This is a genomic window from Aeromonas sp. s7(2024) (assembly GCF_040907825.1).
Classification (GTDB): domain Bacteria; phylum Pseudomonadota; class Gammaproteobacteria; order Enterobacterales; family Aeromonadaceae; genus Aeromonas; species Aeromonas veronii.
The window spans coordinates 194489-211199 of the sequence record NZ_JBFOCM010000040.1 but is presented as its reverse complement, the minus strand read 5'-3'; the positions used below and the strand labels follow the sequence as shown (position 1 = coordinate 211199).

General features: G+C 55.5%; 13 protein-coding genes. 7 read left to right on the top strand and 6 right to left on the bottom strand.

Features of this window, described 5'->3' with window-relative positions:
• Positions 1-496 precede the first annotated feature (496 nt).
• The 4 genes from AB5Y73_RS19765 to AB5Y73_RS19750 form a co-directional block, all read right to left on the bottom strand.
• Positions 497-2428, bottom strand: coding sequence for a bifunctional diguanylate cyclase/phosphodiesterase (locus AB5Y73_RS19765; RefSeq protein WP_107683749.1), 1932 nt, complete (start codon positions 2426-2428; stop codon positions 497-499).
• 23 nt (positions 2429-2451) lie between these two features.
• Entirely contained in the window at positions 2452-2952 is a 501-nt protein-coding gene (locus AB5Y73_RS19760) for a molybdopterin-binding oxidoreductase (protein ID WP_162516121.1), read from the bottom strand.
• Between the two features lie 102 nt (positions 2953-3054).
• Positions 3055-4689, bottom strand: coding sequence for a chaperonin GroEL (gene groL, locus AB5Y73_RS19755; protein ID WP_005340575.1), 1635 nt, complete (start codon positions 4687-4689; stop codon positions 3055-3057).
• A gap of 43 nt (positions 4690-4732) precedes the next feature.
• On the bottom strand, positions 4733-5026 hold the full coding sequence (locus AB5Y73_RS19750; RefSeq protein ID WP_005340573.1) for a co-chaperone GroES: 294 nt from the start codon (positions 5024-5026) through the stop codon (positions 4733-4735).
• A gap of 260 nt (positions 5027-5286) precedes the next feature.
• Between AB5Y73_RS19750 and AB5Y73_RS19745 the strand changes: the two genes are divergently transcribed.
• Entirely contained in the window at positions 5287-6621 is a 1335-nt protein-coding gene (locus AB5Y73_RS19745) for an MATE family efflux transporter (protein ID WP_234879876.1), read from the top strand.
• A 34-nt stretch (positions 6622-6655) separates the two neighbouring features.
• On the opposite strand, the gene AB5Y73_RS19740 is transcribed toward AB5Y73_RS19745, so the two are convergent.
• The gene (locus AB5Y73_RS19740; protein WP_005358147.1) at positions 6656-7132 is read right to left on the bottom strand and encodes an FxsA family protein; all 477 of its coding nucleotides are present in this window, start codon (positions 7130-7132) and stop codon (positions 6656-6658) included.
• A gap of 442 nt (positions 7133-7574) precedes the next feature.
• Here AB5Y73_RS19740 and aspA point away from each other — a divergent pair, with 442 nt between their 5' ends.
• Positions 7575-9017 carry an aspartate ammonia-lyase gene (gene aspA / locus AB5Y73_RS19735; RefSeq protein ID WP_005340569.1) on the top strand — a complete coding sequence of 481 codons (1443 nt, stop codon included), beginning with the start codon at positions 7575-7577 and terminating at the stop codon, positions 9015-9017.
• A 125-nt stretch (positions 9018-9142) separates the two neighbouring features.
• Entirely contained in the window at positions 9143-10462 is a 1320-nt protein-coding gene (locus tag AB5Y73_RS19730) for an anaerobic C4-dicarboxylate transporter (RefSeq protein ID WP_042052808.1), read from the top strand.
• 248 nt (positions 10463-10710) lie between these two features.
• On the opposite strand, the gene tsaD is transcribed toward AB5Y73_RS19730, so the two are convergent.
• Positions 10711-11724: a tRNA (adenosine(37)-N6)-threonylcarbamoyltransferase complex transferase subunit TsaD gene (gene tsaD, locus AB5Y73_RS19725; protein WP_064337300.1), complete on the bottom strand. Its 1014-nt coding sequence runs from the start codon at positions 11722-11724 to the stop codon at positions 10711-10713.
• Positions 11725-11903: 179 nt separating this feature from the next.
• Between tsaD and rpsU the strand changes: the two genes are divergently transcribed.
• The 4 genes from rpsU to rpoD all read left to right on the top strand — a co-directional run bounded on the left by rpsU (position 11904) and on the right by rpoD (position 16533).
• Positions 11904-12119, top strand: a complete 216-nt coding sequence (gene rpsU / locus AB5Y73_RS19720; RefSeq protein WP_005309452.1) for a 30S ribosomal protein S21 — start codon at positions 11904-11906, stop codon at positions 12117-12119.
• 15 nt (positions 12120-12134) lie between these two features.
• The gene (locus AB5Y73_RS19715; RefSeq protein WP_107683752.1) at positions 12135-12578 is read left to right on the top strand and encodes a GatB/YqeY domain-containing protein; all 444 of its coding nucleotides are present in this window, start codon (positions 12135-12137) and stop codon (positions 12576-12578) included.
• A gap of 88 nt (positions 12579-12666) precedes the next feature.
• Positions 12667-14454, top strand: a complete 1788-nt coding sequence (gene dnaG, locus AB5Y73_RS19710; protein WP_107683753.1) for a DNA primase — start codon at positions 12667-12669, stop codon at positions 14452-14454.
• 183 nt (positions 14455-14637) lie between these two features.
• Complete coding sequence (gene rpoD, locus AB5Y73_RS19705) at positions 14638-16533, top strand: RNA polymerase sigma factor RpoD (RefSeq protein ID WP_263718854.1); 1896 nt, start codon at positions 14638-14640, stop codon at positions 16531-16533.
• The last annotated feature ends 178 nt before the right edge of the window (positions 16534-16711 follow it).

The following is a 16711-nucleotide window of genomic DNA, read 5'->3' as shown; positions in this document are numbered from 1 at the left end:
GCCAGCGTTCAATCTGAGCCATGATCAAACTCTTCAATTTAAGTTTGGTTGCTTCGAAAAGCGGCTCAATGAATTGCTGAAATAAACTGTTCGACTTCTTATTGCTAAGAAATCGTCTTGGTCACTTCACCAGACATTGAAAATCAAAAATTGTTTTTGATGTTCGATGCTGTGAGTGCCCACACAGATTGCTTGATTCAAATTGTTAAAGAGCGACGCAACAGTGTGTTGCTGCGGGAGTAGCATTCTACTCAACCGCCTTCTCGAGTCAAGCCTTATTTGCAAAGGCTTTTCGAGGTTATCGACTTGGCTTTCTGCGTTGCCGCCTGCCCTGTCGATGGAGGCGCATTATAGGGAACAGATTCTTTCTGGCAAGGCTAAATTGCATTTTTTTTGATAAAACCGCACGACCGTTCAAACAACAAACAAAAAGAAGGAAATTCGAACTAAATCACACATTCTTGAGGCAGATAACAGCCAAGAACTCCCCAGCCCTTCAACTCATATATGCCATTTCGGATTGTTGACGTGCTAGCCAAAGCTCCTCCATCTCCAACAAGGTCTGATAGATTTTCTCCGCCTGCTCCGGTCGGCTGAACAGATAGCCCTGTCCATACAAGTGGATATCGGTCAGGGATCGCAGCACATCCAACTGCGCCTGTGTCTCAATCCCTTCACACACCAGACTCTTGCCCAGCATCGACCCCATCCGGCAAATATTGGCGACCAGTTCGGATGCCTCCATTGAAGTGTCAATTCCTTGTATAAAGGAGCGGTCGATCTTCACTTTGCTGACCGGTAACTTTTGCAGATAACTCAAAGAGGAATAACCAGTCCCAAAATCGTCTAATGCCAGCAGTACCCCCTGCTGATTGAGATCCTGCATCAGTTGCAGCGAGTTCTTCACTTCGCGCATGGTGGTATCTTCCGTGACCTCCAAGACCAGGCTACGGGCAGGAAGATGGTGCTCCATCAATGCCTTGGCCACCAATTTGAGCAAATTACGCTGGTACATGCCCGGCGAAATATTCACACACATTTGCAGATCAACCATACCAAGCTGGTGCCACTGATAGAGCTGCTCGCAAGCTGTGTTCAGCACCCAGCTCCCAACCCGTTCGGCAAGCTGGAACTCCTCGGCCACCATGATCACTTCGTTTGGCGGAATGAAGCCGAGTTCCGGATGCCGCCAGCGCAGCAGAGCCTCGACAGCTTCGCAGCGACCACTCTCTAGATTGACGATGGGTTGGTAATAGAGTTCTAGCGCATTGTGTTCCAGCGCCATGATCATGTCCGACGCCAGATGTTTGCGCCGCGCCGTCTCGTTGAGCAGGGAGTTATCGTAAATCACATAGGGGACATGGGTCTTGCGACTATGGAACAAGGCCTGTTCCGCACGACTCAACAGCTCCTGAGTCTTGTCGCTGTCCATCGGATAGAAGGCAATCCCGATCCCGACTTCAAGCCGGAAGGGATAGTTGTCATAGACGATATCTTGCTTCAGAGCATGCAGCAATCGCGCTACCAGCTCCCTGACCTGACGCAGATCGCTGCTGCCACGCTGAATAATGGCAAATTGATCTCCTCCCAGACGTCCGCTCCACTCGCCCTCTTCACAGAGCACTCTGATCCGGGTGGCAAACTCACAAAGCAGATAATCACCGGTGTCATAGCCAAACTTGCTGTTGATATCCCTGAAGTCGTTGATATCGACCAGCACCAGTCCAAACGGCACTTCCTGTGTGGCGTACAGCTCCATCCGCTCCAACAAAGCAACCCGGTTGGACAACCCGGTCAGCGGATCCCGTCTGGCCACTCTGAAATGGCGACGCCCTTCATATATAAGCAGCATGCTGAGTAGCAGCACTGACATGACCAGACCGGAGACCATCAGCAACAAGGCATTGCGCAATTGGCCAAAATGGCGATCGTTCTCGGAATAGACGTTAATGTTCTTCTGCATCACAGAAGCGAGGGAGTAGGAGAGCGGCTCTTGCAGCGGGGCAAGGCGCATCATGATCTGCTGATAGTCAGATGCCCCGCTTTGCAACTTGGTGATGTCGGGCTCTATTTGGCGAATATTGGTTTCAATCAGCTGCACTAGACGCAAGGTTTTCTGCTTGTCCTGCATGCTCTTGCGCAGCTGGCCGCTCAACAGGATGGGCGTTCTGCTCCAGAGAATGTCATAACGCAACATCAAGGTGTCATGATCAATCCCGCCATAGTGATAGACCTCTACCGCATTGAGGAAACGACCGAGCTCCAGCTGCAACTGCATCAGCGCCCAGGAGACATCATAGGTGTATTTCTCCATCGCTCTGGTCGCATTCTGGATCTGCATCAGGCAATAGAGGGTGCTCCCGGTAAACAACAGGATGGATACATACAGAATGACGAGCAGTGGCCACGCCCTGGTCTTTCCTTTCACCCCATGCTCCCGTGCTGTTTTTATCAGTGCTGAATGTCTATCAAATCCAGCTGCCAGATCATCATGTCGGTATATTCGGATCGCTTCAATTCCGGATATTGATCAAGAGGCAGCATAAACCAGACCGGCCCCTTGTCACGTACCCGCATGACAACCCCATTGTCTTCCCATGCAAGAATGGGCTCGTATTTGGCAACCTTGTCCCATTCAATGCGGATCTGGAAACTGTTCAGTGCCGTCAACGTAATGGCCTTGCCATCCGCACCGACTGCAGCCAATACATCGGCCAGTTTTGGGCCTCTGTAGGTGTGCGGCTTATCCACCCACGGGTTGCCGGTCACTATCTCATGTTGCGGCAGAGCCTGTAGTTTTGCCAGATCAAACAACACCTTGCCATCAACTTCGTCTGCCGACCTGATGTTGCCACCCACTTTCAGGATCACCGGCCCAGTCAGCGCCTCAGCAGCCATCACCGGCATGATGACCAATGAACACAGTAGTGTCAGCCAACCAAACATTTTCATATCACCCCCAAATTTGCTGTCTCAACAGACTCAGTTTAGCCAGATATAAAAAAACGGCTCGCCTTGAGCGAGCCGTTTGTCAAACAGAGCAAGGGGGGATGATTACATCATGCCCATGCCACCCATGCCGCCCATGTCAGGCATGGCAGGGGTATCTTTCTTCGGCAGTTCGGTGACCATGCACTCGGTGGTTATCATCAGACCGGCGATGGAAGAGGCAAACTGCAGGGCGGAACGGGTTACCTTAGTCGGATCCAGGATACCCATGGCCAGCATGTCGCCATACTGTTCGCTGTAAGCGTTGTAACCGAAGTTGCCTTCGCCGTTCTTCACTGCGTTGGCAATGACGGAGGCTTCCTCACCGGCGTTGATGACGATTTGACGCAGCGGGGCTTCCATGGCGCGCAGGGCAACCTTGATACCGACGTTCTGGTCTTCGTTGTCACCGCGCAGACCAGCCAGTTTGGCTGCAACGCGAACCAGCGCGACACCACCACCGGCAACCACACCTTCTTCAACCGCGGCGCGGGTAGCGTGCAGGGCATCTTCCACGCGTGCTTTTTTCTCTTTCATCTCGACTTCGGTGGCTGCGCCAACCTTGATCACGGCAACACCGCCAGCCAGCTTGGCTACGCGCTCTTGCAGCTTCTCACGATCGTAGTCGGAAGAGGTCTCTTCGATCTGCTGACGGATCTGGGCAACACGACCTTCGATCACACCGGCATCACCCACGCCATCGATGATGGTGGTGTTCTCTTTGGTGATGACGATGCGCTTGGCACGACCCAGATCTTCCAGAGTCGCTTTTTCCAACTCCATGCCAACTTCTTCAGAGATGACGGTACCGCCAGTCAGTACGGCGATATCCTGCAGCATGGCCTTGCGACGGTCACCGAAGCCAGGCGCCTTGACGGCAGCCACTTTCACGATACCGCGCATGGTGTTAACCACCAGAGTCGCCAGGGCTTCGCCTTCTACGTCTTCAGCAACAATCAGCAGCGGCTTGCCAGCTTTGGCAACGCCTTCCAGCACCGGCAGCATTTCGCGGATGTTGGAGACTTTCTTGTCAACCAGCAGGATGAACGGGTCGTCCAGTTCAACGGAACCGGTCTCTTGCTTGTTGATGAAGTAGGGGGACAGGTAGCCGCGGTCGAACTGCATACCTTCAACAACTGCCAACTCATCTTCCAGACCCTGACCATCTTCAACGGTGATGACGCCATCGCGACCCACTTTGTCCATGGCTTCAGCAATCAGTTTGCCCACTTTCTCGTCGGAGTTGGCGGAGATGGTGCCCACCTGAGCAATGGCATTGCTGTCAGCGCACGGCTGGGACAGCGCCTGCAGCTCGGCAACGGCAGCCACAACGGCTTTGTCGATACCGCGCTTCAGATCCATCGGGTTCATACCGGCGGCAACGGCTTTCAGACCTTCGTTGACGATGGCCTGAGCCAGAACGGTTGCAGTAGTGGTACCGTCACCGGCGGCATCGTTCGCCTTGGAAGCCACTTCCTTGACCATCTGGGCGCCCATGTTCTGGAACTTGTCTTCCAGCTCGATTTCGCGCGCAACAGACACACCATCTTTAGTGATGGTCGGGGCGCCGAAGGACTTGTCCAGCACCACGTTGCGGCCTTTCGGGCCCAGAGTCACCTTGACGGCATCAGCCAGGATGTTTACGCCTTCCAGCATCTTGATGCGGGCTTCGTTACCAAACTTAACGTCTTTAGCTGCCATTTTTCTTCAATCCTTAAATCAATTCGGGGAAAAGGAGGATGGATTACTCTTCGACAATCGCCAGGATGTCGGTTTCGGAGAGGATCAGGACGTCCTGACCATCCAGCTTCTCGGTCTTGACACCGTAGCCTTCGTTGAAGATAACCTTGTCACCAACCTTCACGGCCAGCGCTTTGACTTCGCCATTATCCAGGATGCGACCAGTCCCCACGGCAAGCACTTCACCACGGGTGGACTTCTGGGCCGCAGTACCAGTCAAGACGATACCGCCGGCAGATTTGGCTTCAGCTTCGATGCGCTTGATGATGACGCGGTCGTGCAGTGGACGAATTTTCATCGATAACTCTCCCAAAATGAGTCTCATTGTTGCTTTGAGGAATGGCCGTTCCAGGCCAAATTAGATATGTCCCTGATGTGGGGCAGAGTTGCTAACCCTTCAAGGGCAAATACAAAAAAAATTTTTTCACGTACTATAAACATCTTCGATGGTTCAGCCATGTCCGCACTCTGGTGCAAGGTCGGTTCAAGCCGCCCGGTTTCCATGCCAGAACCTTCAAAGCCAGCTGTAGAGACGAGCCCTTGACCCGCACCAACCCCATGTTGACAGCCCCTATTCCGGTCGTACTGCGCCAGATGACGGGCCCCATGATCTTCGGCATCATCGCCATTCTGGCCTTCAATCTGGTCGATACCTTTTTTATCGGTATGCTGGGCACCGAAGCTCTGGCCGCCATCAGTTTTACCTTTCCTGTCACTTTTGTGGTTACCTCGCTGGCGATGGGATTGGGCGCCGGATTGTCTGCGGTGATCGGTCATACCCTGGGGCAGGGCAAACACGATGAGGCGGCCCATCTCGCCACCGACAGTCTGTTTCTGGCGGTGATCATGGTGGCCCTGCTCTCCGCGGGGGGGGCTCTCACCATCAAGCCTCTGTTTACTCTGCTGGGGGCCAGTGCCGAGCTTATCTCCCTCATCCATGACTACATGCTGATCTGGTATCTCACCGTCCCCATGCTGGTGCTGCCCATGGTGGGCAATGCCGCCATCCGGGCGACCGGCGATACCAAAACCCCCAGTCTGGTGATGGCAGTAGCCGGGCTGGTCAACGGGGTACTGGATCCTCTGTTGATCTTCGGTATCGGCCCCTTTCCCGAATGGGGGATCCGCGGGGCCGCCATCGCGACTTCTATCTCCTGGTTGATGGCGATGCTTGTCAGCCTCTATATCCTGCGTCATCGGGAGGGCTTGCTGCTGTGGCGCCTCTCGCCGCGGGCTCGGTTGCTATCCCACTGGCGGGCGTTACTCCATGTCGCCGTCCCCGCCTCTTTTACCAATATGCTCAACCCCCTGGCCAATGCGGTGCTGATGATGATTTTCGCCGGTCTGGGTACCGAGGTGGTGGCCGCTTACGGCGCCGCGTCGCGGGTCGAGGCACTGCTGCTGATTGTGATGATGGCCCTCGCCTCCGTACTGGCCCCTTTCATCTCGCAAAACTGCGGTGCCGGTAATCCGGCCCGGGCCAAAGCTGCACTGCAGAGCTGCATGAGGTTTGCGTTGCTGTTCCAGCTCGCCATCTATGGCCTGACCTGGCTACTGGCGCCACTCATCGCCAATCTGTTCAGCGATCATCCGCAGGTCATTCGCCTCATCATTCTCTATCTGCATCTGGTGCCGATCGGTTACGGCTTTCAGGGCATGGTGATGCTGCTGGCCTCGGCGCTAAATGGCGTGCGAGCATCCAGTATCTCGTTTTTGTTCAACGGATTGCGGCTGTTTGGTTTTCTGTTGCCAGGAGCCTGGCTGGGGGCAAAGCTGGGGGGAGAACAGGGGATATATCTGGGGATCTTGCTGGCCAATCTGGCGGCGGGCACCCTCGCATGGTGGTATGCCCGACACCGCTTCGAGGCCTTGTGCCATCAGGGCAAACCCTGATTCAGTCACTCTCCTCGGGTTTTCGTCTCGTCGATTACTCTTTGCGCTCAAATTCGCCTTCGATGGTGGTGCCGCCCTGCTTGGCGTTTCCCAGATGATCATCGGACGGTGCGTTGCCAAACGGCGATTGAGTAGGCTGGAAACCACCCATCTGCATCCGGAACTGGCTGCTGCCGATCAGCTTGTCAGCCAGTTTGTTGCGCAGCCAAGGTTGCAGCAACAGCACACCGAAAATGTCGGTCACGAAACCCGGGATAATCAGCAGCAAGCCAGCCAATGCCAGCATCATGCCCCCCATCACCTCGCGGCCTGGCATCTCGCCCATCTGCATCTTTTGCTGGGCGCTGAACAGGGTTTTGATCCCTTCACTGCGCACCAGCGAGGAACCCAATACTGCGGTCAGTATGAGCAAGCCGACAGTCGGCAGCGCCCCGATTACCGAGCCGACCTCGATCATCACGGTGAGTTCCAGTACAACCAGACCCACCAACAACAAAAACAACTTGCCCATATCCACTCCAGCACCGGTAAATTGAGAAAAAGTGGCACCCATGCAACGATGGCCAGAGGCGATTTTGCCACCCCATCATCACCACTTTCTGCCCTGAATAAATGGGGGCGGCCCCCCTCTTTTCAAGTTGGTCAACTGACTCCTACGTCATCAGCAATCTAAAAAACCAGCAAAAAGTCACAAAAAATTATAAAAATCATCATGATAAAAACTTCATAACATATGTGTACTTTCCTCAAAGTAATTTGAAAATGTCGCAAATTTAGTGATCCACCTCTAATAACCGATACCTCAATTGGAGTAGTATATTGATTAGTTTTTCGGGAGGTCATTCTCCCAACCGCCCCACTCGATGTGTGGTGCTTCAGGATGAGCTGTGCGCAAGGAACTCGCGACCACTCGGTGAGGATTTTTCCATTTATCTGATTTCTGAGGCATTACAATGAGCGACATCAAGAACGTCCGCATTGAAGAAGACCTGCTGGGCACCAAAGAAGTTTCCAATGATCTCTACTACGGTGTGCATACCCTGCGCGCTGTCGAGAACTTCAAGATCAGCTCTCAGAAGATTTCTGACGTTCCGGAATTCGTCCGCGGTATGGTGCTGACCAAGAAGGCCGCTGCGCTGGCAAACGGTGAATTGGGTACCATCCGTCCTGAAATTGCTGACAAGATCGTAGAAGCCTGCGACCTGATGCTGAACACCGGCAAATGCTTCGACCAGTTCCCGGTCGACGTTTACCAGGGTGGTGCCGGCACCTCCGTCAACATGAACACCAACGAAGTACTGGCCAACATCGCCCTGGAAATCATGGGTCTGGAGAAAGGCCGTTACGACGTCATCAACCCGAACGACCACGTCAACAAGTGCCAGTCCACCAACGATGCCTACCCCACCGGCTTCCGCGTTGCTGTGGTCAACAGCACTGATGTGACTCTGCACGCGCTGGAGCACCTGATCGCGGCATTCGATGCCAAAGCGAAAGAGTTCAAAAACATCCTGAAGATGGGTCGTACCCAGCTGCAAGATGCGGTTCCGATGACCCTGGGTCAGGAGTTCCACGCATTCGCCGTGACACTGCGTGAAGAGATCAAGTCCATCAAGCGTTGCCAGGAGCTGCTGCTGGAAGTGAACCTGGGCGCTACCGCCATCGGTACCGGTCTGAACACTCCGCCCGAGTACTCTGCACTGGCCATCAAGCGTCTGGCCGAGATCACCGGTCGTGCCTATGTACCGGCAGAAGATCTGATTGAAGCGACCTCCGACTGTGGCGCCTACGTCATGCTGCACGGCGCCATCAAGCGTCTGGCCATGAAGCTGTCCAAGATCTGTAACGACCTGCGTCTGCTCTCCTCCGGCCCGCGCACTGCACTGAAAGAGATCAACCTGCCGGAAATGCAGGCGGGTTCCTCCATCATGCCGGCCAAGGTCAACCCGGTTATCCCGGAAGTGGTCAACCAATCCTGCTTCAAGGTATTCGGTAACGACATCACCATCACCTTCGCCGCCGAAGCCGGTCAGCTGCAGCTGAACGTCATGGAGCCAGTGATTGGTCAGGCGATGTTCGAATCCCTGAGCCTGATGGAAAAAGCCTGCATTTCCCTGCGCGAGAAGTGCGTGGAAGGTATCACCGCCAACCCGGAAATCTGCATGAATCACGTGCTGAACTCCATCGGTATCGTGACCTACCTGAACCCCTTCATCGGCCACCACGAAGGGGATATCGTCGGCAAGATCTGTGCCCAGACCGGCAAGAACGTCCGCGAAGTCGTTCTTGAGCGCGGCCTGCTGAGCGCCGAGCAGCTGGACGAAATTCTCTCCATCGAGAACCTGATGAACCCGCAATACAAAGCCAAGCGTTTCACCCGCGAAGCTGCCGTATAAGCGAGTATGGGCCGGGATCTTCCCGGCCCATAAAGTCAGTTCCCGATTGGTCTTTATCCCCAGCCCGATCGGGAATTGGCTTTTTGCCAAATAAAAACCAAAAACTAAAAAATGGAGTTATCGCTATGATTGGAATCGAGTTACTTGTCGTGCTCGCCGCTATCTATCTGGGGGCCCGGATAGGCAGCATCGGCATCGGCTTTGCCGGTGGTCTGGGGGTACTGGTATTGACGTGGGGTCTGGGCATGCCCATCCCGAGCGATCAACTGGTCAGCTACATCCCTTGGGATGTGATCATGATCATCGCGTCCGTCATCTGCGCCATCGCCTGTATGCAACTGGCTGGCGGGATGGACTATCTGGTCTTCCTGGCAGAAAAAGCGCTGCGCAAGAACCCCAAATACATTACCTTCGCCGCCCCGGTGGTCACCTACCTGATGACCATGCTGGCCGGTACCGGTCATACCGCCTTCTCCACCCTGCCGGTGATCGCTGAAGTGGCCAAAGAGCAAGGGATCCGCCCATCACGTCCGCTCTCCATCGCGGTTGTCGCCTCCCAGATCGCCATCACAGCTTCCCCGATCTCTGCCGCTGTGGTTGCCTTCTCCGGCATGCTCGAGCCGTTTGGTGTTGACTACCTGACCCTGCTGGCCATCTGCATCCCCTCTACCTTCCTGGCCTGTATCCTGGGCGCCTTCATTGCCAACATGATGGGCAAACCGCTGGACCAGGACGAAGTCTATCTGGAGCGTAAAGCCAAGGGCCTGATCAAACTGCGTGGTACTACCAAGCTCGAGATCAAACCGTACGCCAAACTGTCTGTCTGGATCTTCATCGCCGCCATCGTTGCTGTCATGGCTTATGCCACTGCCATCTCCGGTAAAGTGGGCCTGATCACCAACCCGCCGATCCCCCGTGACGGCGCCATCATGGGCATCATGCTGGCCGCGGCCACCATCATGACCCTGGTGTGCAAACTGGACGCCACCCAAGTGACCAACATGCCGACCTTCAAGTCCGGTATGTCCGCCTGTATCTGCGTACTGGGTGTGGCCTGGCTGGGTAACGTCTTCGTGAAAGGCAACATGGACACCATCCAGCTGATCGCTGGCGACCTGCTGAACCAGTACTCCTGGCTGCTGGCCGTGGTGCTGTTCTTCGCTGCCATGCTGCTCTATTCACAAGGCGCCACCACCAAAGCCCTGATGCCTGCCGCACTGGCACTGGGTGTCAGCCCGCTGACTGCGATTGCCTCCTTCGCAGCCGTGAGCGCCCTGTTCGTACTGCCGACCTACCCGACTCTGCTGGCCGCGGTAGAGATGGACGACACCGGCTCCACCCGTATCGGTAAGGCGGTCTTCAACCATCCCTTCTTCGTACCGGGCACCGCCACCATCGCCATCGCCGTGGCACTGGGCTTCTTCTTCGGCGGCATCCTGCTGTAATTCATCGCCTGCCGATCGCCAAATAAAAAATCCCCGCCAGTTGGCGGGGATTTTTTTATCTCTTTACTCTGTACTTGGCTTGGCTGTCTGGCAGCGAGAGACCTGACGTATTATCCGGATGGCTCAACCACGGCGACAGCAGACACCACAACAGCGTGCCAGCGGCGCTATAACCACCACTGCCAGATTGCCGGAGTAGTAGGCCACCATGGTACTCACCACCACGCCAGAAGACGGGATCCTTCGGATCAGACCGGATCCAGGGTATCCAGCGGCCAGCGCGGCACGGCTTTGACCACCAGAGGTTCGAACACGCCCGCTTTCAGGCGCTGCATACCGGCGTAAGCGATCATGGCGCCGTTATCAGTGCAATATTCCGTGCGCGGATAGAACACCTCGCCCTTGAGGCTCTCCATCAGCTCGGCCAGCTGGGCACGCAGATGACGGTTGGCACTGACGCCACCGGCGACCACCAGACGCGTGAGACCGGTCTCCTTCAAGGCACGACGGCACTTGATGGCCAAGGTATCGACCACCGCATCTTCAAACGCCCGAGCGATATCGGCACGGGTCTGTTCATCATCACCATTGGCGGCGATGGTGTTGGCTGTGAAGGTCTTGAGGCCGGAGAAGCTCATGTCGAGCCCGGGACGGTCAGTCATGGGACGGGGGAAGTGGAAGCGCCCCTTAGTGCCCTTCTCGGCCAGACGGGAGAGCAGCGGACCACCCGGATAGTCCAGCCCCATCAGCTTGGCGGTCTTGTCGAACGCTTCGCCAGCGGCATCGTCGATGGATTCGCCCAACAGCTGATAGCTGCCGATGCCGTCAACCCGCACCAGCATGGAGTGACCACCGGAGACCAGCAGCGCCACGAAGGGGAACTCGGGGGCCTTTTCTTCCAGCATGGGAGCCAGCAGGTGGCCTTCCATATGGTGGACGGCGATAGCAGGCTTGTTCCATGCCATCGCCAGCGAACGGCCAATGGTCGCCCCCACCAGAATGGCGCCAACCAGACCCGGACCCGCGGTATACGCGATGCCGTCGATGTCATCTTTGCCCAGTCCCGCCTCTTGCAATGCGGCCTGGATCAACGGGATCGTCTTGCGAACATGATCCCGGCTGGCGAGTTCGGGGACAACGCCACCGTAGTCCGCATGCAGCTTGACCTGGCTGTATAACTGATGGGAAAGGATCCCTTTTTGATCGTCGAAGATCGCGATCCCGGTTTCGTCACAGGATGTCTCTATGCCCAATACACGCATTGCTAAAAAATTTCACTGCTAAAATGAGACGGCTATGGTAACCTTCGCGGGTTTTTTAAACCAGAGCGATCTCTGCGGGTTTACTTTCATTCCCTGTCCAGAGTATAATTTCGCACCATTTTAAGACATGCTGATCGATTGAAGGTCAGCTAACAATTTATCACTGAGGTGAAAGGCACATGCCAGTAATCAAAGTCCGTGAAAATGAGCCGTTTGACGTTGCTCTGCGTCGTTTCAAGCGTTCTTGCGAAAAAGCCGGTATCCTGTCCGAAGTTCGTAGCCGTGAGTTCTACGAGAAGCCGACTACCATTCGTAAGCGCGCCAAAGCGTCTGCTGTCAAGCGTCACGCCAAGAAGCTGTCTCGCGAAAACGCACGTCGTATCCGCCTGTACTAATCGGGAGATATTGCCGTGTCTCTGAAGGATCAACTCAAGGATCAGCAAAAGCTCGCCATGCTTGCCAAAGACAAGCCACGGTTGGGCGCTATCCGGTTGTTGATGGCAGAAATCAAGCAACGTGAAGTCGATACCCGTATCGAGCTGAATGATGAGGATATCCTCGCTGTCGTGACCAAAATGGTCAAACAGCGCCGCGATTCCATCAGCCAATTTGAAGCTGCAGGTCGCCAGGATCTCGCCGACAAAGAGTCCGCCGAGATCGTTGTGTTGCAGGAGTTCCTGCCGCAACAGTTGACCGCAGATGAAATTGCAGCCCTGATCGAGCAAGCCATCACTGAAAGTGGTGCTGCCGTCATGGCTGATATGGGCAAGGTCATGGCTGTCTTGAAGCCGAAAATTCAGGGGCGTGCCGATGTCGGCGCCGTCAGTGCTCAGGTGAAAACCCGCTTGGCGTAACAGGCAACTCTCTTGTTTGGTCAAAGAAGCCGTGCTTCCCTTGGAATGCGCGGCTTTTTTATTTTCTCCGCAATGAAACAGGACGGTTATGGCAGGCAGGATCCCACAATCCTTTATCGACGATCTGCTCGTACGCACAGACATAGTCGAGCTGATCGACTCGCGAGTGCGGCTGAAAAAAGCCGGTAAGAACTACCAGGCTTGCTGCCCTTTTCATAACGAAAAAAGCCCCTCTTTTACCGTCAGCCAGGAGAAGCAGTTCTACCACTGTTTCGGTTGTGGCGCCCATGGCAATGCCATCGGCTTTGTCATGGAGTACGACGGTCTCGAATTTCCCGATGCCATCGAAGAGCTCGCCAGCATGCAAGGCATGCAGGTACCTCGCGAGCAGAGCATCGGCGGCTCGGCCAATAGCCAGCCCGCCGTCAGCAAGGATCTGTTCGAGCTGATGAACCAGATAGCCCGCTTCTACGAGAGCAATCTCAAGAGTGCCCCCCACGCGGTGGAGTACCTCAAAGGGCGTGGTCTGACCGGCGAAGTAGTCAAGCGCTTCAACATCGGTTATGCCCCAAGTGACTGGGATCAGGTACGCCGCCGCTTCGGCGCCAGCCGGGATCACGAACAGCTGCTTATCTCGGGCGGCATGCTGATCACCCGTGACAATGGCCCGGGCAGCTATGACCGTTTCCGCGATCGCATCATGTTCCCGATCCGCGACAAGCGTGGCCGGGTCATCGGTTTCGGTGGCCGGGTGCTCGGTGATGGCACCCCCAAGTACCTGAACTCGCCGGAGACCCCCATCTTCCATAAAGGGCGGGAGCTGTTCGGTCTCTACGAAGTAAAGCAGGCACACAAGGATCCACGCAGGATCCTGGTGGTGGAAGGCTACATGGATGTGGTGGCACTCGGTCAGTACGACATCGACTATGCAGTGGCGGCACTGGGCACTGCGACCACCAGCGACCATATCCACACCCTGTTTCGCACCACTGCCGAGGTGGTCTGCTGCTACGACGGTGACAATGCCGGTCGTGAAGCCGCCTGGCGCGCGCTGGATAATGCCCTCCCTCATCTGCAGGATGGCCGCGAGCTGAAGTTCGTGTTCCTGCCCGATGGCGAGGATCCCGACTCTCTGGTGCGCCAGATCGGCAAGGAGGGTTTTGAAGCCCTGCTCGATGAAGCCCAACCGTTCGCCGACTTCATGTTCGAGCGTCTCGGCCGGGATGCGGCGCTCTCCGGTGAGGCAGGCAAGTTCGAAGTGGCCAACAAGGCCGCCGAGCTTATTCGTCGCGTACCGGAAGGGTTTACCCGCGAAGGGCTGATCACTCGTCTCTCCAGCATGATGCGTTGGGGCGAGAACAAGCAGCGCATCGCCGAGCTCTTTGCCCGCAACAGCCAGCCCAAGGCCGAGGTCAACAAACCCAAGGCAGCCAAGCTGACGCCACTGCGGCGTGCGCTGGCACTGATGGTGCAATATCCGGCAGTAACGGCTGAGCTCCCCCCCATGCCGGAATTGGCCGGACTACGCGTACAGGGCATCAAGTTTCTGCTGCAACTGCACCAGCAGATCCTGGCACAGCCCGGTATTACCACAGGTATCCTGCTGGAACACTGGCGTGGTACCAAGGAGGGAGAAATCCTTGCTCAGCTGGCCATGCACGACCTGTTCGAGGAGATCAAACTCGATCAGGAGCCGGATATTCTGGGAGAATTGCAGGACACCTTCGTCGGCTTCATCAACCAGTTTCTGAAACAGCGGATCGAAGAATTGCAGGCCAAAGTGGCTCAGGAAGGACTAAGCTCCGAAGAAACCCAAGAGCTGATGATGCTGATAAGAGAGGTGCAAATTGAGAAAAGAAATGAGAGTGGGGCTTGATATTTAAGTGATTAGTCCCAATATGGATAGCGTTGCCCGAATCGACGGGATGAAAAGCAAAAATTTTATAACCGCCTGGCCCCGACAATACTGCGGGCAGGGGTTTCTCATGACCGACGCCGCAACCAGACATAGCATGTCTGGCGGTTTTCTATTAGAATTGGCTATTTGCGCAGCAGCGCACTGTACGCGCAACCTAGCAACACCAACCGGATGAGTTCTATGGAGCAAACCCCGCAGTCTCAGCTTAAACTCCTCGTTGCCAAAGGTAAAGAACAGGGCTACCTGACCTATGCCGAGGTGAACGATCACCTCCCGCAAGACATTGTCGATTCAGACCAGATCGAAGACATCATTCAGATGATCAACGATATGGGCATTCAAGTGGTTGAAAACGCTCCGGATGCCGATGACCTTATCATGGCTGAAGGTGGTACCGCCGATGAGGACGCTGCCGAAGCAGCGGCCCAGGCTCTGGCATCTGTTGAATCTGAGATTGGTCGCACGACCGATCCCGTCCGCATGTACATGCGGGAAATGGGTACCGTCGAACTGCTGACCCGTGAAGGCGAAATCGACATCGCCAAGCGGATCGAAGACGGTATCAACCAGGTACAAAGCTCCGTAGCAGAGTACCCTGAAGCAATTACTTACCTGCTCGAACAGTACGACAAGTACGAAGCCGAGCAGCTGCGTCTCTCTGACATTATCTCTGGCTTTATTGACCCGAACGAAACTGAAGATATGGCGCCTACCGCCACGCATATCGGTTCCGAGCTCGGCGAAGACGATCTGGCCGACGAAGATGAAGAAGACGAAGAAGACGAAGACGAAGATGGCGACAGCTCTGACGACGACGGTGACGGTGGTCCGGATCCGGAAGTCGCTCGCGAGAAGTTTGGTGAACTGCGTGCCCAGTATGAAGTGACCCGCCTCTCCATTCAGAAGAATGGTCGCGCACACGAAGATACCCAGGCCGCCATCGCCCAGCTGGCCGATGTATTCCGTCAATTCCGCCTGATGCCCAAGCAGTTCGATCGCCTGGTCAACAACATGCGTGAAATGATGGAGCGCGTCCGCGTGCAGGAACGCATCATCATGAAGCTCTGCGTTGAGCAGGCCAAGATGCCGAAGAAAACCTTCGTCGCGGCCTTCACCAACAACGAGTGTGAAACTGCTTGGTTCGAATACCAGAAGCAGGCTGGTAAAGCCTGGTCTCCCCGTCTGGTTGAAATGGACGAGGATATTCAGCGCGCCATCGGCAAGCTGCAGCAGATTGAAGAAGAGACCGGTCTGTCGATTGCCCAGATCAAGGATATCAACCGTCGCATGAGCATCGGTGAGGCCAAAGCCCGCCGTGCGAAGAAAGAGATGGTTGAGGCCAACTTGCGTCTGGTTATCTCTATCGCCAAGAAGTACACCAACCGCGGTCTGCAGTTTCTGGATCTGATCCAGGAGGGCAACATCGGTCTGATGAAGGCGGTAGACAAGTTTGAATACCGTCGTGGCTACAAGTTCTCGACCTATGCAACCTGGTGGATCCGTCAGGCCATTACCCGCTCCATCGCGGATCAGGCCCGTACCATCCGAATCCCGGTACACATGATCGAGACCATCAACAAGCTCAACCGTATCTCCCGTCAGATGCTGCAGGAGATGGGTCGCGAACCGAACCCGGAAGAGCTGGCCATGCGCATGGGCATGCCGGAAGACAAGATCCGCAAGGTACTGAAGATCGCCAAAGAGCCTATCTCCATGGAGACGCCCATCGGTGATGATGAAGATTCCCACTTGGGCGACTTCATCGAAGATACCACCCTGGCTCTGCCAGCGGATGCGGCGACCAGCGAAAGCCTGCGCAACGCCACCCGCGAAGTGCTTGCTGGCCTGACCGCCCGCGAAGCCAAGGTACTGCGGATGCGTTTCGGTATCGACATGAACACTGACCACACCCTCGAGGAAGTGGGCAAACAGTTCGACGTTACCCGTGAGCGTATTCGTCAGATCGAAGCCAAGGCACTGCGCAAACTGCGCCACCCGAGCCGCTCGGAAGTGCTGCGCAGCTTCCTGGACGAATAGTCCTGACCCTGTGTCAAACTGCTCTGCCAAAGCCCCGCCATGCGGGGCTTTGTTTTGTCTGGCATTTACCCTTGCGACCCGCTTTGCACCCTCTATCGACCTGGATAATTAGTCGCCAAGTGGTTGATATGCCTATAGACTGCCCTTTCCTCTTCCCCTATAATCCACGCCGCTAAAT

Bases quoted from the DNA above. Each gene is read 5' to 3' on its own strand.
- AB5Y73_RS19750 (WP_005340573.1), bottom strand. From the start codon at position 5,026: ATGAAAATTCGTCCACTGCACGACCGCGTCATCATCAAGCGCATCGAA.
- dnaG (WP_107683753.1), top strand. From the start codon at position 12,667: ATGGCAGGCAGGATCCCACAATCCTTTATCGACGATCTGCTCGTACGC.
- rpsU (WP_005309452.1), top strand. From the start codon at position 11,904: ATGCCAGTAATCAAAGTCCGTGAAAATGAGCCGTTTGACGTTGCTCTG.
- aspA (WP_005340569.1), top strand. From the start codon at position 7,575: ATGAGCGACATCAAGAACGTCCGCATTGAAGAAGACCTGCTGGGCACC.
- AB5Y73_RS19730 (WP_042052808.1), top strand. From the start codon at position 9,143: ATGATTGGAATCGAGTTACTTGTCGTGCTCGCCGCTATCTATCTGGGG.
- AB5Y73_RS19740 (WP_005358147.1), bottom strand. From the start codon at position 7,132: ATGGGCAAGTTGTTTTTGTTGTTGGTGGGTCTGGTTGTACTGGAACTC.
- tsaD (WP_064337300.1), bottom strand. From the start codon at position 11,724: ATGCGTGTATTGGGCATAGAGACATCCTGTGACGAAACCGGGATCGCG.
- groL (WP_005340575.1), bottom strand. From the start codon at position 4,689: ATGGCAGCTAAAGACGTTAAGTTTGGTAACGAAGCCCGCATCAAGATG.
- AB5Y73_RS19745 (WP_234879876.1), top strand. From the start codon at position 5,287: ATGTTGACAGCCCCTATTCCGGTCGTACTGCGCCAGATGACGGGCCCC.
- AB5Y73_RS19760 (WP_162516121.1), bottom strand. From the start codon at position 2,952: ATGAAAATGTTTGGTTGGCTGACACTACTGTGTTCATTGGTCATCATG.